The organism is Geobacillus lituanicus (genome assembly GCF_050994965.1).
Classification (GTDB): domain Bacteria; phylum Bacillota; class Bacilli; order Bacillales; family Anoxybacillaceae; genus Geobacillus; species Geobacillus stearothermophilus.
In genome coordinates this window covers 2,387,363-2,406,737 of sequence record NZ_CP194773.1, presented here as the reverse complement: position 1 = coordinate 2,406,737, position 19,375 = coordinate 2,387,363, and the positions used below count along the sequence as shown (strand labels likewise).

General features: G+C 54.2%; 21 protein-coding genes and 2 pseudogenes. 17 read left to right on the top strand and 6 right to left on the bottom strand.

What is annotated here, in order from left to right; all coding sequences use genetic code 11:
- Positions 1-87 precede the first annotated feature (87 nt).
- The 3 genes from sigX (at position 88) to ACR1UW_RS12230 (ending at position 2,797) form a co-directional block, all read left to right on the top strand.
- Positions 88-630, top strand: a complete 543-nt coding sequence (gene sigX / locus ACR1UW_RS12240; RefSeq protein WP_033010515.1) for an RNA polymerase sigma factor SigX — start codon at positions 88-90, stop codon at positions 628-630.
- Positions 608-1,708, top strand: coding sequence for an RsiX family anti-sigma factor (locus ACR1UW_RS12235; protein WP_498933517.1), 1,101 nt, complete (start codon positions 608-610; stop codon positions 1,706-1,708). The genes sigX and ACR1UW_RS12235 overlap by 23 nt, the downstream gene beginning before the upstream one ends.
- Positions 1,709-1,984: 276 nt before the next feature.
- Positions 1,985-2,797, top strand: a complete 813-nt coding sequence (locus ACR1UW_RS12230) for a histidinol-phosphatase (RefSeq protein WP_033010517.1) — start codon at positions 1,985-1,987, stop codon at positions 2,795-2,797.
- 285 nt (positions 2,798-3,082) lie between these two features.
- On the opposite strand, the gene serA is transcribed toward ACR1UW_RS12230, so the two are convergent.
- The 3 genes from serA to ACR1UW_RS12215 form a co-directional block, all read right to left on the bottom strand.
- The gene (gene serA, locus ACR1UW_RS12225; RefSeq protein ID WP_047818613.1) at positions 3,083-4,657 is read right to left on the bottom strand and encodes a phosphoglycerate dehydrogenase; all 1,575 of its coding nucleotides are present in this window, start codon (positions 4,655-4,657) and stop codon (positions 3,083-3,085) included.
- A 221-nt stretch (positions 4,658-4,878) separates the two neighbouring features.
- Complete coding sequence (locus ACR1UW_RS12220; protein ID WP_020754674.1) at positions 4,879-5,382, bottom strand: inorganic diphosphatase; 504 nt, start codon at positions 5,380-5,382, stop codon at positions 4,879-4,881.
- A gap of 176 nt (positions 5,383-5,558) precedes the next feature.
- Entirely contained in the window at positions 5,559-5,807 is a 249-nt protein-coding gene (locus ACR1UW_RS12215) for a ferredoxin (RefSeq protein WP_008879661.1), read from the bottom strand.
- A gap of 252 nt (positions 5,808-6,059) precedes the next feature.
- Here ACR1UW_RS12215 and ACR1UW_RS12210 point away from each other — a divergent pair, with 252 nt between their 5' ends.
- The 5 genes from ACR1UW_RS12210 (at position 6,060) to ACR1UW_RS12190 (ending at position 10,257) form a co-directional block, all read left to right on the top strand.
- Positions 6,060-7,106 (top strand): YpbB family protein, encoded by a 1,047-nt coding sequence (locus ACR1UW_RS12210; protein WP_498933514.1) that lies wholly within the window; start codon positions 6,060-6,062, stop codon positions 7,104-7,106.
- Positions 7,094-8,617: a RecQ family ATP-dependent DNA helicase gene (locus tag ACR1UW_RS12205; protein WP_014196219.1), complete on the top strand. Its 1,524-nt coding sequence runs from the start codon at positions 7,094-7,096 to the stop codon at positions 8,615-8,617. Before ACR1UW_RS12210 ends, ACR1UW_RS12205 begins: the two co-directional genes overlap by 13 nt.
- Complete coding sequence (locus ACR1UW_RS12200; RefSeq protein WP_011231726.1) at positions 8,601-9,185, top strand: CPBP family intramembrane glutamic endopeptidase; 585 nt, start codon at positions 8,601-8,603, stop codon at positions 9,183-9,185. Before ACR1UW_RS12205 ends, ACR1UW_RS12200 begins: the two co-directional genes overlap by 17 nt.
- A complete protein-coding gene (locus ACR1UW_RS12195) occupies positions 9,182-9,712 on the top strand; it encodes a LysM peptidoglycan-binding domain-containing protein (protein ID WP_011231725.1) in 531 nt (176 codons plus the stop codon). Before ACR1UW_RS12200 ends, ACR1UW_RS12195 begins: the two co-directional genes overlap by 4 nt.
- A 98-nt stretch (positions 9,713-9,810) precedes the next feature.
- Entirely contained in the window at positions 9,811-10,257 is a 447-nt protein-coding gene (locus ACR1UW_RS12190) for a YpbF family protein (protein WP_011231724.1), read from the top strand.
- Between the two features lie 25 nt (positions 10,258-10,282).
- Here ACR1UW_RS12190 and ACR1UW_RS12185 read toward each other — a convergent pair whose 3' ends face one another.
- From ACR1UW_RS12185 to ACR1UW_RS12175, 3 genes are read right to left on the bottom strand one after another with little or no spacing between them, the layout of a single operon-like run.
- Positions 10,283-10,852, bottom strand: a complete 570-nt coding sequence (locus ACR1UW_RS12185; RefSeq protein ID WP_011231723.1) for a manganese catalase family protein — start codon at positions 10,850-10,852, stop codon at positions 10,283-10,285.
- Between the two features lie 34 nt (positions 10,853-10,886).
- Complete coding sequence (locus ACR1UW_RS12180; RefSeq protein ID WP_014196218.1) at positions 10,887-11,147, bottom strand: spore coat protein CotJB; 261 nt, start codon at positions 11,145-11,147, stop codon at positions 10,887-10,889.
- Positions 11,144-11,374, bottom strand: coding sequence for a spore coat associated protein CotJA (locus ACR1UW_RS12175; protein WP_014196217.1), 231 nt, complete (start codon positions 11,372-11,374; stop codon positions 11,144-11,146). The genes ACR1UW_RS12180 and ACR1UW_RS12175 overlap by 4 nt, the downstream gene beginning before the upstream one ends.
- Positions 11,375-11,477: 103 nt before the next feature.
- Between ACR1UW_RS12175 and ACR1UW_RS12170 the strand changes: the two are divergent.
- From ACR1UW_RS12170 to ypeB, 9 genes and pseudogenes are all read left to right on the top strand, one after another.
- Positions 11,478-11,869: pseudogene (locus ACR1UW_RS12170) on the top strand (hypothetical protein).
- A 36-nt stretch (positions 11,870-11,905) separates the two neighbouring features.
- Positions 11,906-12,046: a hypothetical protein gene (locus ACR1UW_RS12165; RefSeq protein ID WP_369813960.1), complete on the top strand. Its 141-nt coding sequence runs from the start codon at positions 11,906-11,908 to the stop codon at positions 12,044-12,046.
- Between the two features lie 87 nt (positions 12,047-12,133).
- Positions 12,134-12,724: a genetic competence negative regulator gene (locus ACR1UW_RS12160; protein ID WP_025948502.1), complete on the top strand. Its 591-nt coding sequence runs from the start codon at positions 12,134-12,136 to the stop codon at positions 12,722-12,724.
- Positions 12,725-12,884: 160 nt separating this feature from the next.
- On the top strand, positions 12,885-14,156 hold the full coding sequence (locus ACR1UW_RS12155; protein WP_050367463.1) for a Glu/Leu/Phe/Val family dehydrogenase: 1,272 nt from the start codon (positions 12,885-12,887) through the stop codon (positions 14,154-14,156).
- A gap of 90 nt (positions 14,157-14,246) precedes the next feature.
- A pseudogene (locus tag ACR1UW_RS12150) lies at positions 14,247-15,230 on the top strand (YpdA family putative bacillithiol disulfide reductase); the annotation flags it as partial.
- 70 nt (positions 15,231-15,300) lie between these two features.
- Entirely contained in the window at positions 15,301-16,272 is a 972-nt protein-coding gene (locus tag ACR1UW_RS12145; RefSeq protein WP_498933511.1) for an asparaginase, read from the top strand.
- An 88-nt stretch (positions 16,273-16,360) separates the two neighbouring features.
- Positions 16,361-17,038, top strand: a complete 678-nt coding sequence (prsW, locus tag ACR1UW_RS12140) for a glutamic-type intramembrane protease PrsW (RefSeq protein ID WP_498933510.1) — start codon at positions 16,361-16,363, stop codon at positions 17,036-17,038.
- Positions 17,039-17,128: 90 nt separating this feature from the next.
- Positions 17,129-17,923, top strand: coding sequence for a spore cortex-lytic enzyme (gene sleB / locus ACR1UW_RS12135; protein ID WP_498933508.1), 795 nt, complete (start codon positions 17,129-17,131; stop codon positions 17,921-17,923).
- 15 nt (positions 17,924-17,938) lie between these two features.
- Entirely contained in the window at positions 17,939-19,282 is a 1,344-nt protein-coding gene (gene ypeB / locus ACR1UW_RS12130) for a germination protein YpeB (RefSeq protein WP_498933506.1), read from the top strand.
- Positions 19,283-19,375: the final 93 nt, after the last annotated feature.

Below are 19,375 nucleotides of genomic sequence, written 5' to 3'. Positions count from 1 at the left end.
GTTCCCTTTTTGCATGAGACCCGTTATCATGAAGATAATGGAATGGTTCGGCTTTGGTCCATGGAAACGAATAGGGGGAGAGACACGATGGACCCCGTTTTTGAACAGTTGTACGAAAAATATCACGATGATTTGTTTAATTTTTTATATTACATGGTGCGAAATCGAGAGCATGCCGAAGATTTAGTGCAAGAAGTGTATGTGAAAGTGCTGCGTTCGTACAAACGGTTTAAAGGGCAATGTAGTGAAAAGACGTGGCTGCTGTCCATTGCGCGCCATGTGGCGATCGATTTTTTTCGCAAGCAAAAACGACGCCAGTGGGTGAAGACATCGGAGTGGAGCGAGGAGCAGCTCGGCGCTGACGAGCCGATGCCGGAGGAAATCGCGATTCAAAACGAGGAAATTCAACTCATGTACCGCTGCTTGGCGCGCTGCACGGTCGACCAACAGCTTGTGCTCGTCCTCCGATTCATCCAGTCGCTGTCGATTGCTGAAACGGCAGCCGCGCTCGGCTGGACGGAAAGCAAAGTGAAAACGACGCAGCACCGCGCGCTGAAGGCGCTGAAACAACATATGGAGGAAGAGGCCGAACGGGAGGAGTGGCGGCATGAAAAAATTTCCCTGGAATGAGCGATGCATCGAACATAGCCTTGAGCAGCTGCCCATGGTGAAAGACCGGCGCACAAAAGAAGATGTTTACGAACGGCTTCAGCGCACCCAGCGCAAGATGCGCTGGAGACGGCGTTGGCTTTCGGCGGCATCGATGGCCCTCTTTCTTGCGGTTGTTGCTGTCGGAATGAATGCGGCCGCTCCGGAGCGCGCGGAACAGCAGCAGCGATCCTCTACCGTCAAAACGCTAGGAGCCGAGAGCGCTCCCCCCCAAGTTGAGACGATAATGGCCGCTGATGCGACGCCGGCGCAGGAAGATGCCGGCGTCATGGTGGTCGGCTTGCCTGATGCGGCAAACGGCCGGGTGGTGCCAGTGGCGGTTCCGCTCAGCGGCCGATTGGCCCCCGAAGAGCGGTTCACGGCAGCGCTGCGCGTGCTTGGGCGCTCTCCGCTGCGGGCGGCGTCCGCTTGGTTTGATGGAGTGGTCATTCAGCCGGCCGCCGGGGGGAAGGGGGAATGGATGGTGCACGTCCCGGCTCAGCACCGCGTGTTTTCGGCCAGCCGCAAAGAGCAGAAGCTGTTTGTCGACGCCCTCGTCGAAACAGCGCGGCAAATGGGGGAGCGGCGCCTCCGCTTTTTCACCGGAGAGAAGGAAGGGCTTGAGTTGCCGGCGCTCGGAATGGTAAAAGCGACAAAAATCAAGGAGCGGCAGCGAATGTATTATAAAAACAGCGCTTCGTTCGGCTATACAGTGCTCGTTCCGGCGCCGGGCAGCGCTCGCACGTTTTCGAAGGCGCTGAAGCAGATGAAAACATCGACGATCCGCGGGCTCGAGCCGGCCATTCCGCCGGGAGTAAACGTGGAGCTGGCTGATATGGATGCGCGGCATGCGACGGTCCGGATTCAGCTGACCGCTCAGTCACATGAAGAGGACGCGGCGCGCATGGCGGAGGCTGTGCTGCTGACAGCGAAAGAGTTTGGCTTCCGTGAGGTGACGTTTGCGGCTGACGGGTTGTCGAACTTGGGCCCGTATCCGGTTGGAATGCGAATCCGCGTGCCGGCCGGGCCGAACGCTCTGTTGATGGCGGCCGGCTGGTAGCCGCCGCCGTTTGCGTCGTTTTGTTACGATCTTCACTTTGTTGTTCTATCGGAGATGATATTGGCATAAGACATATATGGCGCAAAGAAGGCAAGGAGGGGTGGCAGATGGATGATCTCATGACACGGCTCTTGGCGGTCGCCGGCGTCGCGGTATGCGTCGGGCTGTTGTTTCTCGTCGGCGCGAACGGATGATTGGGTGATGATTCGCCAAACGGTTGTCCTTTCTTGCGGTGATGCGTTATAATGAAAAAAACAGCAGGAGGGGAGAAACACTGTGCTGACTGATTATCACAACCATTTGGAGCGGGGGACGTTGACGCTCGATTATTTGCGCCAGTTCACCGATGAAGCCGCGAAAAAAGGCATTCAGCATTTTGGCATTTCCGAGCATGCGTATCATTTTTACCAAACGAAAAACATTTTGTCCAACCCGTGGGTGGAGGCGCGCCGGTGCTACGATATGGCCGACTATGTCCGCTTGTTCCACGAAGCGTGGGATGCCGGAATCGACGTGAAAATGTCGATTGAAATGGATTACACTCCCGGCAAACATGAGGAAATGGCTGCGTTTATCCGCTCGTACGAGTTTGACTATGTCATCGGTTCGATCCATTGGGTCGACGATTTCGGCATCGACTTAGTCGAGTTCCGCCGTGAATGGGAACGGCGCGATTTGTATGATACATATCGCAAATACTTTGACCAAGTCGTAACGCTCGCCGAGTCGAACTTATTTGATATTATCGGCCATTTGGATTTGGTGAAAATTTTTAAATACGTTCCGGAAGATGAAGAGTTTTTGCTTGAGCAATACGACCGGGCAACGACAGCGCTCGCCAATTCGAAGACGTGCGTCGAGATCAGCACGGCCGGGCTGCGCAAGCCGGTCGGCGAGCTGTATCCCGATCCGCGGCTGCTGCAAATGTGCTATGACAAAGGCATTCCGATCGTGTTGTCCTCGGACGCGCACGTGCCGGGCGATGTCGGCGCCGACTTTGACAAGGCGGTTGAACTCGCCCGCAGCGTCGGCTATACCGAACTCATGACGTTCTCGAAAGGCGAGCGGAAAGCGGTGCCGCTCGGTTAAGCAGCTCACATTTCGCACCTTGAATAAAAATTCGAAATAAGCCCGATTTGACCGAATAAAAATTAGTTATTTTACAATTTTTGTATAAAAATTATTTTGATGCGAATATCCGGGGTGTTTTTTTGTATATTATGCAAAGGTTGCGAAATATGAGAAGCAGAATGGACGGCGGAAGCAGGCCGCCATGCACAGAAGGCAGCCATGGGCGCCTGTTGCAAGGCGCTGCGCCGCCAACGATGAAAAAAGCAGGCTTCCCGTTTGGGAACCCTGCTTTTTTTGTTTTCGTTACGCTTCGAGCCGTTTGACGGTTTCAATATCGTCAATTTGCGCCAGCGCTTTTAATACCGCGTCATCGACTGGTTTGTCGAGCGATAGGATCATCATGGCTTTTCCGCCCGCTTCTTGGCGGCCGACTTGCATTGTGGCGATGTTGACGTTATGCGCCCCGAGCACGTTCCCGACTTTCCCGATCATCCCCGGGCGGTCGTGGTGCTGAATGTAAAGGAGATGGCCTTCCGGCGCGAAATCGATCGTGACGCCGTCAAAATGGACGATGCGGTCGCCGTAGTTCGGCACATGCGTTCCTTTGATCGTAAACGTTTTGTTCTCGCCATGGACAGTGAGCGAAATGCAGTTTGCATAGCCGTGCGTCTCATCAGAGAATTTTTCGCCGTATGTGATGCCGCGCTCTTTGGCGACCATGGCGGCGTTTACCTCATTGACGGTGGAAGCGACGCGCGGCCGCAGGAAGCCGGCAAGCAAGCTGCGAGTGATGTACGTCGTTTCCAAATCGGCGACCGTGCCGGCGTAGGTGACCGACAGCTCTTGAACCGGAATGTTCATAAACTGCGAAGCAATTAAACCGAGCTTTCGGCCTAAATGATAGAATGCTTGAATTTTCTCATAGACGTCTTTCGACAGCGCCGGCAGGTTGATCGATGATGTGACCGGCTGCCCTTCAAAAAAGTGGAGCAGCTCTTCAGCGACTTGGGTGGCGACGTTCAGTTGCGCTTCAACCGTCGACGCCCCTAAATGCGGCGTAACGATGACATTATCAAACGCCAGCAGCGGGTGGTCGCCCGGGGGCTCCTGTTCAAAGACGTCGAGAGCGACACCGGCGACATGGCCGCTTTCCAAAAACGGAATGAGCGCCTGCTCATCAATAATGCCGCCGCGAGCACAGTTGATTAAGTATACCCCTTTTTTCGTCTTCGCCAAATTTTCCGTGCCAAGCAAGCCTCTTGTTTCTTTCGTCAGCGGTGTATGAACGGTGATGATGTCGGCGACTGCCAGCACCTCATCAAGTGAATGGATGGAGACGCCGAGCTTCTCCGCCCGCTCTTTCGTCAAAAACGGGTCGTAGACGTGCACGGTCATGCCGAACGCCCGTGCCCGCTTTGCTACTTCTGATCCGATGCGGCCGAAGCCGATGATGCCCAATTTCTTGCCGAACAGCTCGTTGCCGACAAACGCCGAGCGGTTCCATTCCCGCGATTTGACAGAAATGTGCGCTTGCGGGATGCGGCGGACGAGCGCAGCCATCATGGCAAACGTATGCTCTGCGGCGGAAATCGTATTGCCGTTCGGCGCGTTAATGACGACAATGCCGCGTTTCGTCGCGGCGTCGACGTCAATGTTGTCGACGCCGACCCCGGCGCGGCCGACAATTTTCAGCTTCGGCATTTTCGCCAACAATTCTTCCGTCACTTTCGTTGCGCTGCGCACAAGCAAGGCGTCAAACGTGTGCAATTCGTCCTCCGCTTCGCTCACGTTTTTTTGAACGATGTCGATGTGCGCCGATGTGCGGAGCGGCGCCAAGCCTTCTTCGCTAATGGCGTCGGAAACGAGTACGCGAACCACAGCAGGTGCCCCTTTCTGTTTCGAAGATGTTAAATTTCTGATAATTTAACATAGCAAAGCGCTTTCTGTCAATGGAAAGCGAAGAAGTCATACCAATGACAACGCTTTCTGTTTTGGGGAATGTTCGTGTTTCCAAAAGAAAACCGCCCATATCCAAAGATATAGGCGGGATTGTTCGGAAATAGCTGAGGTTCGCATTGGATGTACAACGTTTTAGGCGATTATTTTTTGTTTTGTTCGTTGTAGCGGGCGATGCACTCATCGATCAGTTTTGCCGCAGCTTCCGGCCCTTCCCATGTGCCGATTTCCGTCCGCTTGCCTTGCAAGTCTTTGTACCGTTCAAAGAAGTGGGCGATTTCTTTCAGCTTGTGCTGCGGCAGGTCTTCAATCGAGCGGACTTCATCAAAGCGCGGGTCTTCGACTGGCACGCCGATGAGCTTCGCGTCCTCCTCACCGCTGTCGACCATGTTCAAAAAGCCGATGACGCGCGTATCGATGACGCAGCCCGGGAATGTCGGATTCGTTGTGATGACCAAAATGTCGAGCGGGTCGCCATCGAGCGCCAGCGTATTTTGCAAGTAGCCGTACTCAGCCGGGTAAAACATCGGGGAGTACAAGACGCGGTCGAGTTTGAAAACGCCCCGCTCTTTGTCGAACTCGTATTTGTTTTGGCTGCCGGTTGGAATTTCGATAAACGCTTCGACAATTTTATTTTCGAATGCCACAACCCGTTCCTCCTTTTTTGGTTGTTATGTACGCATGAAAACTCGCCCGCCGGCGCCCAGGGCGGGCAAGACAATCTTATTGTAGCATGTTCCCTTGCGGCGCGCCACTTGTCAAATGGCATTTTTTCACGCTTTCGTCAAAAAACCCTCTTGCCGATTCGGCAAGAGGGGAGATTTCAGTCGAATTTATTTGGATCGCCGTCAAACGGCTCGTCAGCGACTTTGATCGACTCGGTCGGACAGCCTTCAAACGCATCCATCATATCGTCGATTAAAATGTCCGGCACTTCGACAATCCCTTGGTTGTCGTCAAGCGTGACGTAGGCAATGCCGTCCTCGTCATAATCGTAAATATCCGGAGCTGCCGCGCCGCATGCTCCGCAGGCAATACATGTTTCTTTATCGACAATCGTATACTTTGGCATAAAAATCGAACCTCCCTAATTTTTTGGAAACGGACGGGTCATCTCTGTGTTGCCTGCTCGGAAATGAACTTTTCACTTTTAATAATAAGACCGTACGGCCGGCTTTTCAACAAAAAAATCGCTCTCTTGTATTTTTACACATATGCATCTTATTTAGTTTTGTTATCATATGGCGGAACTGTCAACCGATCGATTTTTCTGCCGACCGGTTGGGCGATTTTTGCTACAATAGAGGCGAGGGAGGAACGCAGGATGCGGCATGGCTATGCCTCATTTTTGCTCGCCCATTGCTTGCGCCGCTTCAACGGCGAACGGACGCTGGCGGCGGTGTATCATTTATTTTCGGGAAAAAAATCGGCGCAGACGCTCCAAGACAGCAAATGGTTTCAGCTTGAGCCGCTGTTTGGCACATGGAAGAATGTGACGATGGCGGCGCTCGAGGAAGCGGCAATGGCGCTTGTCGAACAGCGACTCGCTTTATCCGCGAAACAGCGGACATACACGTTGACCGCGGCAGGGGAAGAATGGCTTGCCGAGCAAGCAGCGCTTTTCCCCCGCCATCTGAACGGCTGGCGCTATCATGAGGCGGAACCGCTGTTTTGGCAGCGTCTTTCCTTGATCGGGCAGACATTGTCAAACCTCGTCTATGGGCGGCGTTTTGCACCGATTTGCCGCGACGAGCGGACGCTTCAATGGGTGAAGCAATATTTGCTTGCAAAAGGATCGAGCCAGATGTTGGCCGAGACGCTGTATCAAGAGCTCATCCGGCTGCTTGAAGCGGTTTCGGAAGAGGCGGCGGTGATCTTTACGCTGCGTTTGACGAGCGCGGTCCGCATCGGCTGGACGGCGGAGCAAATCGCGGCCTATTTGCAAAAGGACGCGCTCTACGTGCAGTTTCAATTCCGCAACGTGCTTCATTACATCATGGCGGAAGCTGAGGCTGGACGCGTTCCGATGATGGCCGAATTGATGAGCGGACTGACGCCGGCGGTGCTGACACAATCGGCGCAAAAAACGTACGAATGGCTGCGGAAAGGAAAAACGATAGAAGATATTTCCAAGATTCGCCGCTTGAAGCGAAGCACGATTGAGGATCACGTTGTCGAAATCGCTGCCAATGTGTCCGGTTTTTCGATCGCCCCGTTTGTCGACGATGAAAAGGCGGCGGCCATTCGAGCGGCGGCGCAGGCGCTTAGGACGAGGAAATTGAAAGAGATTCGCGAGGCGCTTGATGGCAAAGTCAGCTATTTCGAAATTCGGCTCGTGTTGGCAAAGGAAGTGGGACGTTGGACGAGTTGACGAAAACGCTGCGCATGAAGTTCGGACATGCTTCATTCCGCCCGGGTCAGCGGGAAGTGGCGGAAGATGTGCTTGCTGGGCGCGACGTGCTGGCGATGCTGCCGACCGGAAGCGGCAAGTCGCTTTGCTATCAGCTGCCAGCGTATTTGCTTCAAGGCAGTGTGCTGATCGTTTCGCCGCTTGTGTCGCTCATGGAGGACCAAGTCGAGCAGTTGCGCCGGCGCGGGGAAAAGCGAGTGATTGCTTTTCACAGCCTGCTTGATGCCGAAGAAAAATGGCAGGCGCTCGCTTCGCTTGCGGAGTTTCGCTTTATTTACGCGTCGCCGGAGATGCTGCAGTCGGCAAAATTTTTAACGGCGCTTCGGCGCGTATGCATTTCGCTTTTTGTCGTCGATGAAGCGCACTGCATTTCTCAATGGGGATATGACTTTCGCCCGGACTTTTTAAAGCTTGGGGAGATCCGGCGCGCGCTCGGGGCCCCGCCGTGTTTGGCGTTGACGGCGACGGCGCCGCCCGAGGTGCAGGAGGATATTATTCGCACGCTCGGGATGGATGGCGCCCGCCGCCATATTCATTCCGTCGATCGTCCGAACATCGCCTTGTGCGTGGAGCATTGTTCATCAACGGAGGACAAAGCGGCGCGCTTGGCCGATTATGCCAAGCGTCTCGAAGGCCCGGGAATCATTTATTTTTCGAGCCGTCAATGGGCGGAAGAGATGGCGCGCCGGCTCGAACAGTGCGGCGCGGGGCGGGTCGCCTATTACCATGCCGGCATGGACGGGGAGCAACGGCTGCTCGTGCAGCAGCAATTTGTCTACGGTCAGCTTGACATCGTATGTTGTACAAGCGCATTCGGCATGGGCGTGAACAAAGAAAACGTCCGATTTGTGCTTCATTTTCATATGCCGGCCCAGCTCGAGGCGTACGTGCAGGAAATCGGGCGCGCGGGGCGCGACGGAGCGCCAAGCCTTGCTGTGTTATTTTATGCGGACGGCGACCGGGCCATGGCCCAGGCGGTGGCGGAGGCCGAGCTGTTAAGTCCGCGCGAGCTGCGTGAGTGGTGTTGGCGGCTGCCGGAAGGAGCCGGATGGGAAGCGGCGATGGCGACGCTCGAGGCTGCCGGATTCACCGACGTACAAAAGCGGCTGTTGGCGTATTTTTTAGAACGGGAACAACGGGCGATGCCTGGTTGGCTGACAGCGGAGGCGAAAGAGCGGCTGTACGGCAGGATGGCAGCCGCCATCGAGGCGCGGCGGCGTTGGAAGCGGAAAAAACTGCAGGAAATGGATGAATGGGTGCACTTGTCTTCGTGTCGGCGTCAAGCGCTTGTCCGCGCGTTTGGCGAGGAGCTGACGGATCAGCAGAATGTCTGCTGCGATCGCTGCGGGCTTTCGCTTGACGGCTATGAACGAGCCGTCCGCCGTCCGGAGGAGGCGCCGGTTCGCCATTGGCGCGAGGAGTTGTGGGACATGCTTTTTGGCGGGGGGCGGACGAATGAAACGGCAAAGTGAACAAATCCGGCAGATGACAGAGCGCGAGCTGCTTTTTCATCTTTATGTAACGCAAGGGTTGCTGCTTCTTGCCGCCGGCGGCTGTTCGCTCTTTTTGTTCGATTGGGCGGAGTGGCGCCGGCTTTGGCGGTTCGATCTCACCGATGTGCTGCTATACGGAGCGGGCGGGGCGGCGCTCGTGCTGGCGGTCGATTTTTTGGCCATGCGCTATTTGCCGGATGATTGGCATGACGACGGCGGGGTGAACGAAAAAATATTCCGCGGCCGCTCGATTCCGCATCTCTTTTTTTTATGTGCGCTCATCGCTGTGACGGAAGAATGGCTGTTTCGCGGTGTTGTGCAGACGCATTGGGGGCTTGGAGCGGCAAGCGTCATTTTTGCTGTGCTGCATGTGCGCTATTTGGAAAAATGGTTTTTGTTTCTGATGGTTGTGCTCATCAGTTTGTTTCTCGGTGCGCTTTACGAACAGACCGGGAGTTTATGGGTGACGGTTGTCGCCCACTTTTTGATCGATGTGGTGCTCGCTTTGCATATTCGGTTGCAGCGGGAGGAAGGGGTGAAGCGATGAAAGGAACACAGGAGCGCCGAGCTGGGCGGCGCTTGCGGATCGATGAGAGCGCGCCGTCCTCGCGCATCAAACGGCGGAGGGAAAAAGAAGAACAAAAGCGAAAATACGTCCCGGCCCGCCTGCTCGTGTTCTTGTTTTTGGCGTTGCCGGCAGTCGTGCTGGCCATCCACCATGTCCAATCGAAGTCCGACACGGTCACAGTCGTTCGTCATGAAGATCAAAGCGGCCGCGAGACGGTGCGCATTATTCAAGACGACGAAGTCAAGAGGACAGAACAGGCGGCCAAATCGAAGCAGAAGAGCGCCGCCGACCGAGGAAGCGTCGGCGGCCGGGAAAAGAAGACCGATGATGAACAAGGAAAAATCATCACCCATGTCGTCGCAGCCAATGAGACGCTCTACAGCATCGCCATGAAATATTACGGCACGCCTGATGCGATCGATCTCATTAAAAAGGAAAACGGCTTGTCGACGGGCCGCCTTCAGCCAGGGCAAACGCTGCGCATTCCGCTTGACGAAAACCATTGAGCGAAACAAAGCATTGTCTGCCGCTCCCCTTTCTTTGTTCTAATGCTGCCTTCTGCGGCATATGATGGACAATAAAAACAGGACAAGGGGGAGAGGAGATGGTCCATTTTCCAGATGAATTTCCCCTCGATGAAGTGGCGAAGGAAATGTTGATGGCCGTCATCGAAAAAAAGAAAAAATGGGAGCGGCTCGAAAAGCGGACGTTGCTCTTGCAGGCGGCCGCGTTTTCCGGTTTGGCCGTTTTCCTGCTTTATCTTTTGGCCAAGGCGGCGGCTTTCGGGACGTGGGGAGAGCGGATCGCCTGGTTTTTCGCTGCGCCTGCCCATGTGTTGATTCTGCTTCTTTTAAGCACCGTTTATTGGGCAGCCGTCTACTACAAAGGAAAAAGCGAAAAGGCGGAAGACGATTTTCACGCCCTCCGCTGTGAGATCATTCAAAAAAGCATCGATTTATGGCAGGACCAAGAACAGTGGAACGGGCGCCATCGGCTGTTTGAATGGATGAAGCGGGAGTATGGCATCAATCTTTATTATGAGCAAAGTTGAGCGGGGGTTCCGCTCAGCCGCTGGCTTAGAAAACCTTTTTATGGTTGCGCTCCTCTTTTAAAATTTCCACCGCTTCACGGAACCGTTGGGCATGGATGATTTCCCGCTCGCGCAAAAAGCGGAGTCCGTCGTTTAAATCCGGGTCGTCGCTCATATTGATGATCCACTGATATGTCGCGCGCGCTTTTTCTTCGGCCGCGATGTCCTCATACAAGTCGGTGATCGGGTCGCCTTTCGCTTGGATGTACGTCGCCGTGAATGGAACGCCGGCGGCGTTATGGTAAAAGAGGGCGCGCTCATGGTCGACGTAATGCGGCTCCAGCCCGGCTTCTTTTAGCTGCTCAGGCGTCGCGTCTTTCGTCAGTTTGTACACCATCGTTGCGATCATTTCAAGGTGGGCGAGTTCTTCCGTACCGATGTCGTTTAGCAGCCCGATGACTTTCGGCGGCAGCGTATAGCGCTGGTTTAAGTAGCGGAGCGCCGCTGCCAGCTCCCCGTCTGCCCCGCCGTATTGCTCGATCAAATATTTTGCCAGCCGCGGATTGCACGTGCTGACGCGGACCGGGTATTGCAATTTTTTTTCATAAATCCACATGATCCGTTCCCCCCTTGCGTTCGTGATGGATCGGCTACACTTGCCAAGGCCATGGCGTGTCGTCCCAGTTCCACGGGTAGTTGGAATAGCTATGGCCAAACTGTTCAAGCGGACCATAGGCGGCTTCAAATTGTTTTTTCAGCTGTTTCCGTTTTTTGGCGAGTTGGTTAAATTGTTGAATCGCTTGATAGTCGGTCGGATGGGTGTCCAAGTAGAGTGTCAGTTCGACGAGGGCAAAGTCGACGGCTTGCAGCTCTTCAAGCTGTTCATAATACTCCTTTGGCATTTGTTTCATGAGCCATCACCTTTTGTCTTTGTTTCGTAAGGGCTGTAGTACGGATCGTAAAACACTTGCCAAAGCGTCCCTTTCATCAACGCTTCACGAAGAGGGAATTGCGGCAAGTTGGGCGGCTGGAATCCGACGTATAAGTTTGGTGCGGTGACGTATGTTTTCACGCGGATCGGCGGGCATGGGTCAAACGGGCTTGTATACGGCTCATATTGTTTGCGCGTTGTAAACATGAAACCCCTCCTTTTTTGGCAAAGTTCAGTCTATATTATGATAGAGCAGTACCGTTCATGCCTGTTTGTCATGGCGAATCATGGCAATAATAAGGAGGAAAAAATGGGCCGCCTATGGATGATCGCCTTTGTCGCTGTCTTGTGCACGTATTTGTTTTTTCGCTGGCTGCCGCCCCTTGAGCCGTTTTCCCCAACCTTGTTTTTGACGCAGCTGTTGTTTTCCCCGTTTCGAACATGGCTTGCTTTTGCTTGTTTTTTGCTCGGCGTCGCTGCCAACGGGGCGCTCATCCGCGCGGCAGTCGGCGGGACGGTGCGCCTGTTGTCCGGCCGGCGGTTTCGTGTCGGGGAATGGGTGGCTAGTTTGGCGGCGCTCGGCCATTTTTATTGGGCGTTTCGGTTTCATTGGCCGCTGGCGGCGCTTTTTTTCGTTTTTTCCTTTTTTATGGTATGATGACGATGAGAGACCGCCGGTTGACCAAAGATGATCGGCTTTAGCAGGAGGGAGGGCTCAAATGGCAGGGCAGCACGGCGGTGTTGACGAGTAACGGCTACGGGACGACCGGGGTGCCGCTTCGCCTCGGAGCGCCGGCAGAGACTCATCTCATCACGATTGTGCCCGGAAAACCGACACCCGAGAAAAAATGCTTGTCTAAAACCGGGAAAACGATGTAAACTCATTAATAACAATAAACGAACCAATTGCCGATTGCGTCATACAATAACGGTAAGAGATGGCTCTGTAGGTAAGGAGGGGTGCCGATGCGTCTTGAGCGCTTGACCCACAACAAAATTAAAATTTTCTTGACGTTTGACGATTTGCTGGACCGCGGGTTGACGAAAGACGATTTGTGGAAGGACACGTTTAAAGTCCATCAGCTGTTCCGCGATATGATCGAGGAAGCGAGCGAAGAGCTCGGCTTTGAGGTGAACGGATCGATCGCGGTCGAAGTCTACTCTTTACCGGCACAGGGCATGGTCGTTATCGTCACGAATGAAGGCGACTACGACGACATGGAAGAAGAATTCGCCGACGATTATATCGAAATGCAAGTAACGCTCGATGAGAGCGATGACATATTTTACGAATTCCAAACGTTTGAAGATGTCATCCAGCTCGCTCATCGCCTGCATGCGGTCGGCTGCCTCGACGGCACGCTTTATTCGTACCAAGGCCGCTTTTACTTGCACGTTGCCGAGGAACCGCCGATTCCGCTCGACAACTTTGTCGCCTTGCTGGCCGAGTTTGGCAACCCGGCTACGATAACGATACACCGTGTGCAAGAATATGGGAAGCGGCTGATTGAACGCCGCGCGATCGAACAGCTCGTTCGTTATTTCCGCGCCAATTAAAGGTATAGAAAGGCTCCTTGAAATGGACAAGGAGTCTATTTTTTTGCGCCAACTGTTCGACGCCGCTTCGCCATTTTTCCTTTGCATCCGGCTACAGAAGGTGTATACTATGACATGAAAGGCGACAAACTATTATAGCGAGCTTATAGGAGGTTTACGTATGGCAGCCGATAAGCATACGGAAGAGAAGGGGCAACAATACGACGTGCTGGCGTCGACACAAATTGTTATACATAGAGCGTTGGAAAAGCTCGGCTATCCGGAAGAGGTGTATGAGCTCTTGAAAGAGCCGATCCGCGTGCTGACCGTTCGCATTCCGGTGCGCATGGATGACGGATCGGTGAAAATTTTTACCGGCTACCGGGCGCAGCATAACGATGCCGTCGGCCCGACGAAAGGCGGGGTGCGCTTCCATCCAGACGTCACCGAGCGCGAAGTGAAAGCGCTGTCGATTTGGATGAGCTTAAAGTGCGGCATCGTCGACTTGCCGTATGGCGGCGGCAAAGGCGGGATCGTCTGCGACCCGCGCACGATGTCGTTCCGCGAGCTGGAGCGTTTAAGCCGCGGCTACGTGCGCGCTATCAGCCAAATCGTAGGGCCGACAAAAGACATTCCGGCGCCGGATGTGTTTACAAACTCGCAAATTATGGCGTGGATGATGGATGAGTACAGCCGCATCCGCGAGTTCGATTCGCCGGGCTTCATCACCGGGAAGCCGCTTGTCCTCGGCGGTTCGCATGGCCGGGAAACGGCGACGGCCAAAGGAGTGACGATTTGCATTCGTGAAGCGGCGAAAAAACGCGGCCTGTCGCTCGAAGGCGCGCGCGTCGTCGTCCAAGGGTTCGGCAACGCCGGCAGCTATTTGGCCAAATTTTTGCACGACGCCGGAGCGAAAGTCGTCGGCATTTCCGATGTGTACGGCGCGCTGTACGATCCGAACGGCCTTGACATCGACTATCTGCTCGAACGGCGCGACAGCTTTGGCACGGTGACGAAGCTGTTTAAAAATACGATTTCGAACAAAGAGCTTCTTGAGCTCGATTGCGATATTTTAGTGCCGGCGGCCATCGAAAACCAAATTACGGCTGAAAACGCCCCGCGCATTAAGGCGAGCATCGTCGTCGAGGCGGCGAACGGGCCGACGACGCTCGAGGCGACGGAAATTTTGACGCAACGCGGCATTTTGCTCGTCCCGGACGTGCTGGCGAGCGCCGGCGGCGTGACGGTGTCGTACTTCGAATGGGTGCAAAACAACCAAGGGTACTATTGGACGGAAGAAGAAGTGGAACAACGGCTTGAAAAAGTGATGGTCAAAGCGTTCAATAACGTGTATGAAATGGCGCAGACGCGCCGCGTCGACATGCGCCTTGCTGCTTACATGGTCGGCGTTCGCAAAATGGCGGAAGCGTGCCGATTCCGCGGCTGGGTGTGAGGCGAGCAAGCAAGTGATGTTTGCAAGCTTTGGTGAAATCCCCTATCATAAGATAGGGGATTTTTTGCTTCATGCGAGGTGGCAAAAACGATGAAAGAGGAGAAAATCATTATTGTCGGCGGCGGTCCGTGCGGGCTGGCGGCGGCGATTGCCTTGCAAGACGCCGGGTTTTCGCCGCTTGTAATCGAAAAAGGGAACATCGTCCATTCGATTTACCGTTTTCCGACGCATCAGACGTTTTTCAGCACGAGCGACCGGCTCGAGATCGGCGGGGTGCCGTTTATTACGGAAAACCGGAAGCCGACGCGAAATCAAGCGCTCGCTTATTACCGGGAAGTCGTGGTTCGCAAGCAAGTGCGCGTCAATGCTTTTGAAGAAGTGAAAACCGTCAAGCCGCAGGAAGATGGAGCATTTCTGATTGAAACGACAAAAGGGACGTACCGCGCGCAGTACGTCGTCATCGCCACCGGCTATTACGACCATCCGAACTATATGAACGTGCCGGGGGAAGAGCTGCCGAAAGTGATGCATTACTTTAAAGAAGCGCATCCGTACTTCAACACGGACTGTGTTGTCATCGGCGGCAAAAACTCGAGCGTCGATGCGGCGATGGAGCTCGTCAAAGCCGGGGCGCGCGTGACGGTTCTCTACCGGGGCGGGGAATATTCCAAAAGCATTAAGCCGTGGATTTTGCCGGAATTTGACGCCCTTGTGAAAAAAGGCGTCATTCGCATGGAATTTCATGCCCATGTGAAAGAGATCACGGAAGATGCGGTCATTTACGAAGTGAACGGGGAGACGAAAACGATCAAAAATGATTTCGTGTTCGCTATGACCGGCTACCATCCGGACCATCGCTTTTTAATGAACATCGGCGTCGGCGTCGATCCGGACAGCGGCCGGCCGCACTACGACCCGGAAACGATGGAAACGAACGTCCCAGGGGTGTTTATCGCCGGGGTGATTGCGGCCGGCAATAATGCGAACGAAATTTTTATTGAAAACGGCCGTTTCCATGGGGACGCTATCGCCGCCTGCATCGCCCGGCGCGAGCGGGAAGCGGCGGCCCGAAAGCCGCTATACTTGCATCCGCACGGCGGAAACGGGCGCTGTGATGGAAAACGGGAAAGTGAGGGTGACGAATGTGGCTGAACGGAAAGTTGTGCTGCTGACGACTGGCGGCACGATTGCCAGCAAACGAAATGAGCGCTCCGGCCGCCTAACGGCCGGGGCATTGAGCGGCGAAGAGCTCGCTTCGCTCTGCCATTTGCCAAAGGAAATTGAAGTGGTGGTTGAGAGCGTGTTTCAGCTCCCGAGCATGCATTTGACGTTTTCGCATTGGCTTGAGCTGAAAAAACGGATTGAGGCGCATTTCACCGATCCATCCGTTGATGGCATCGTCGTCACTCACGGGACGGACGCGCTCGAGGAAACAGCGTATTTTCTTGATTTGACCATTGACGATCCGCGGACGATCGTCGTCACCGGTTCGCAGCGGGCGCCGTCTGATTTGGGCAGCGATGTGTATATCAACATCCGCCATGCCATTTATGCCGCGTGCGCTGAAACGCTGCGCGGGGCGGGGACGGTTGTCGTATTCAACGAGCGCATTTTTGCTGCGAAATATGTGAAAAAGGAACATGCTTCCAACATTCAAGGGTTCAACGCATTCGGGTTCGGCTATTTGGGCATTATCGACAACGATGAAGTGTACGTGTACCAAAAGCCGATCCGACGCGAATATTACAAGCTTGTGCGCCCGCTTCCGCCGGTGGACATTGTGAAATGCTACTTGGAGGCGGACGGCAAGTTCATTAAAGCGGCTCGAGAAAGCGGCGTCGCTGGCATTGTGCTCGAAGGGGTCGGCCGCGGGCAAGTGGCGCCAAAAATGGTCGATGAAATCGTCAAAGCCATCGAAGCGGGGATCAAAGTCGTTGTGACGACGAGCGCCGAGGAAGGGGCGGTGTATACAACGTACGATTACCCCGGCAGCGCCTACGATTTGCATAAGAAAGGGGTTATTCTTGGCAGCGACTACGATGCGAAAAAGGCGCGCATCAAGCTCGCCGTCGCTCTCGCCGCCGGCGCCGCCGTTGACGGCTTGTTCGCCTATTAGGTCGGCGGGCCGCTTGGCAATTTCGTCTTTTTCATCGCTCTGTTTCGTGGTACGATAGAGATAAACCGACAAAGAAACGGGGATCGGCATGTTTTCGTTGATTTCTGCCGGCGTCGCCCCCGGGGTGGCGCTGCTTAGCTATTTTTATTTAAAGGACGAGTATGAGGCCGAGCCGCTCTCCTTTGTGCTGCGCATGTTTTTTTTCGGCGCCTTGCTCGTTTTTCCGATTATGTTTATTGAGTATGTGCTCGCTGCCGAAGGGATCGTCTCCTCGCCGGCTGCCGAGGCGTTTTTCTCGGCGGCGCTGCTTGAGGAGTTCGTCAAATGGTTTGTCGTCTATTTTTTTGTCTACGACCATGACGAATTTGATGAGCCGTATGACGGCATTGTGTACAGCGCCAGCGTTTCGCTCGGATTTGCGACGCTCGAAAACATTTTGTATTTGCTCGCCAACGGAGTGGACACGGCAATCGCCCGGGCGCTCTTGCCGGTCTCAAGCCATGCCCTGTTTGCCGTCATTATGGGGTTTTATTTTGGCAAAGCCAAATTTGCCGGCCGAAAGCGCCGCTATTATTTATGGGCGTCGTTTTTGCTGCCGTTTTTCCTTCACGGCGTTTACGACTGGATTCTGCTCGCCCAAAAGCAGTGGGGGTATTACATGGGGCCGTTCATGCTCATCTTATGGTGGGTGGCGTTGCGCAAAGTAAAACAAGCGAAAGGATACGCCCGCCCTCAAGCGGTGCCGCCTGTGAAAAGCCAAGCGTAAAAGCTTTGGCTTTTTCTTTTTTTTGCATAAAAAAGGGAAACGGAAGGAAAATAGGGGTAAAAACGGTGAGTGTTGATGGGAGGTTCACATATGGCAAGAAAATGGGTTCTATTCATCGCATTGGCTGTTTGGACGTGCATTTACCCATCAGGCCATGCTTTCGCGTTTTCCCCGCAGGTGATTCAGCGTGGCGCGGTTGGCGACGATGTCATTGAATTGCAGGCGCGGCTGCAGTATCTCGGCTTTTACAACGGAAAGATTGACGGCGTGTTCGGCTGGCGCACGTATTGGGCGCTGCGCAACTTTCAATACGAATACGGGCTGCCGGTCGATGGTCTGGCCGGCCCCAAGACGAAACGAAAGCTCGTGAACGCATCGAAATATTACGAGTCGTTTGTGAAAGAGCAAATCCGTCAAGGAAACGAGTTCACCCATTACGGCGGCATTCCGCTCAGCCAGCAGGTGAAAAAGCGCGGCGGAGGCGGCAGGCGAACGGTGAAAACGACAGCATCCAATGTGCCGAAAGGGTTTTCGCAAAATGACATTCGACTCATGGCGAATGCTGTCTACGGCGAGGCGCGCGGTGAGCCGTACATCGGGCAAGTAGCCGTCGCGGCCGTCATTTTGAATCGGATCGAACACCCGTCGTTTCCGGACACGGTTGCCGGGGTGATCTTTCAGCCTGGGGCGTTCACCGCAGTGGCCGACGGACAAATTTGGCTGACGCCGAACGAAACGGCGAAAAAAGCGGTGCTCGATGCCATCAACGGCTGGGACCCGACCGACGGGGCCATTTACTACTTTAATCCGGCGACGGCGACAAGCGCTTGGATTTGGAGCCGGCCGCAAATCAAGCGAATTGGAAACCATATTTTTTGCAAATAAAAGGAGGGAGACGAGATGGTGCGAAACTTACTGATTGCAGCGCTTGTCGTCGCTGTCGTCGGCACTGGTTACTGGGGCTACCGCGAGCATCAAGAGAAAAATGCGATCTTGATTCATGCGGAGAACAACTATCAGCGCGCCTTTCACGATCTGGCCTATCAAATTGACTTGCTTCACGATAAACTGGGCGCCACGCTGGCGATGAATTCGCACGCCTCATTGTCGCCGGCGCTCGCCGAAGTGTGGAAAATCGCATCTGAAGCCCATTCCGATGTCGGCCAGCTGCCGCTGTCGCTTTTGCCGTTTAACAAAACGCAAGAATTTTTGACGCAAATCGGTGAATTCACCTACCGGACCGCAGTGCGTGATTTGCAAGAGGAGCCGTTGACAAAAGAAGAGTATAAGACGCTGCAAGGGCTGTATAAAAGTGCCGGGGCGATCCGCCAAGAGCTGCGCAATGTGCAGCATTTAGTCTTGGAAAACAATTTGCGCTGGATGGACGTCGAACTGGCGCTGGCAACGAACGATCAAAAAGAAGACAACATCATCATTGACGGCTTCAAAGCGGTCGAAAAAAATGTTGATACGTTCTCAAGTTCGTCCGAGTTTGGTCCGTCATTCATCGGCCTGGCCAACGAGGAAAAAGGGTTCGTCCGCGCGAAGGGCCGCCCGGTTTCCAAAGATGAAGCAAAGCGGATCGCACGCGATTTTCTCGGCTTGAAAGGAACGGAGAAGATCAAGGTGACGAAAAGCGGCAAAGGGGCCGACGAACGCTTTTACAGTTTGACGATTCACGATCCGAAAACAAAAGGCGATATTTACATGGATATAACGAAAAACGGCGGCTATCCGATTTGGGTGTTAAACAGCCGGCCGGTTGGCAAACCGACGATCAGCCTGCATGAGGCGACCAACCGCGGAATGGCGTTTTTGAAGCGGCACAAATTCACCGGGTTTGAGCTGTATGACAGCACACAGTACGATAACGTCGCCGTGCTCACGTTTGTGAAAAGCGAAAACGGCGTCCGCATCTACCCGGAAGCGATCCAAATGAAAGTGGCGCTTGACAACGGCCATGTCGTCGGCTTTACGGCGCGCGACTATTTGTCGTCGTCCATTCCGCGTCCGTTGCCGAAACCGGCGATCACTGCCGAAGAAGTGAAGAAAAAGTTGAATCCGCATCTAAAGGTAATGGAACAGCGCCAGGCGGTCATTATGAACGACTTGCAAAAGCCAGTGCTTTGCTACGAGTTTTTAGGGACGCTCGGTGATGATACGTATCAGCTGTTTATGAACGCGTCAACCGGCATAGAGGAAAAAGTGGAAAAGCTTGAAAGCGTCGAACCGAATTACGAATGAAAACAGAGGGAGGCCTGAAACATGGCTTCCTTTTTGTTTCCGTCCGCCTCAAGCGCCCACTCTGTGGTATAATGATCGTACAAAAACGGCATC

What these genes read in the sequence shown, in the direction of transcription:
- sigX (WP_033010515.1), top strand. Translation starts at nt 88, where the DNA reads ATGGACCCCGTTTTTGAACAGTTGTACGAAAAATATCACGATGATTTG.
- ACR1UW_RS12235 (WP_498933517.1), top strand. Translation starts at nt 608, where the DNA reads ATGAAAAAATTTCCCTGGAATGAGCGATGCATCGAACATAGCCTTGAG.
- ACR1UW_RS12215 (WP_008879661.1), bottom strand. Translation starts at nt 5,807, where the DNA reads ATGCCAAAGTATACGATTGTCGATAAAGAAACATGTATTGCCTGCGGA.
- ACR1UW_RS12210 (WP_498933514.1), top strand. Translation starts at nt 6,060, where the DNA reads ATGCGGCATGGCTATGCCTCATTTTTGCTCGCCCATTGCTTGCGCCGC.
- ACR1UW_RS12200 (WP_011231726.1), top strand. Translation starts at nt 8,601, where the DNA reads ATGAAACGGCAAAGTGAACAAATCCGGCAGATGACAGAGCGCGAGCTG.
- ACR1UW_RS12195 (WP_011231725.1), top strand. Translation starts at nt 9,182, where the DNA reads ATGAAAGGAACACAGGAGCGCCGAGCTGGGCGGCGCTTGCGGATCGAT.
- ACR1UW_RS12190 (WP_011231724.1), top strand. Translation starts at nt 9,811, where the DNA reads ATGGTCCATTTTCCAGATGAATTTCCCCTCGATGAAGTGGCGAAGGAA.
- ACR1UW_RS12185 (WP_011231723.1), bottom strand. Translation starts at nt 10,852, where the DNA reads ATGTGGATTTATGAAAAAAAATTGCAATACCCGGTCCGCGTCAGCACG.
- ACR1UW_RS12180 (WP_014196218.1), bottom strand. Translation starts at nt 11,147, where the DNA reads ATGAAACAAATGCCAAAGGAGTATTATGAACAGCTTGAAGAGCTGCAA.
- ACR1UW_RS12175 (WP_014196217.1), bottom strand. Translation starts at nt 11,374, where the DNA reads ATGTTTACAACGCGCAAACAATATGAGCCGTATACAAGCCCGTTTGAC.
- ACR1UW_RS12160 (WP_025948502.1), top strand. Translation starts at nt 12,134, where the DNA reads ATGCGTCTTGAGCGCTTGACCCACAACAAAATTAAAATTTTCTTGACG.
- ACR1UW_RS12155 (WP_050367463.1), top strand. Translation starts at nt 12,885, where the DNA reads ATGGCAGCCGATAAGCATACGGAAGAGAAGGGGCAACAATACGACGTG.
- prsW (WP_498933510.1), top strand. Translation starts at nt 16,361, where the DNA reads ATGTTTTCGTTGATTTCTGCCGGCGTCGCCCCCGGGGTGGCGCTGCTT.
- sleB (WP_498933508.1), top strand. Translation starts at nt 17,129, where the DNA reads ATGGCAAGAAAATGGGTTCTATTCATCGCATTGGCTGTTTGGACGTGC.
- ypeB (WP_498933506.1), top strand. Translation starts at nt 17,939, where the DNA reads ATGGTGCGAAACTTACTGATTGCAGCGCTTGTCGTCGCTGTCGTCGGC.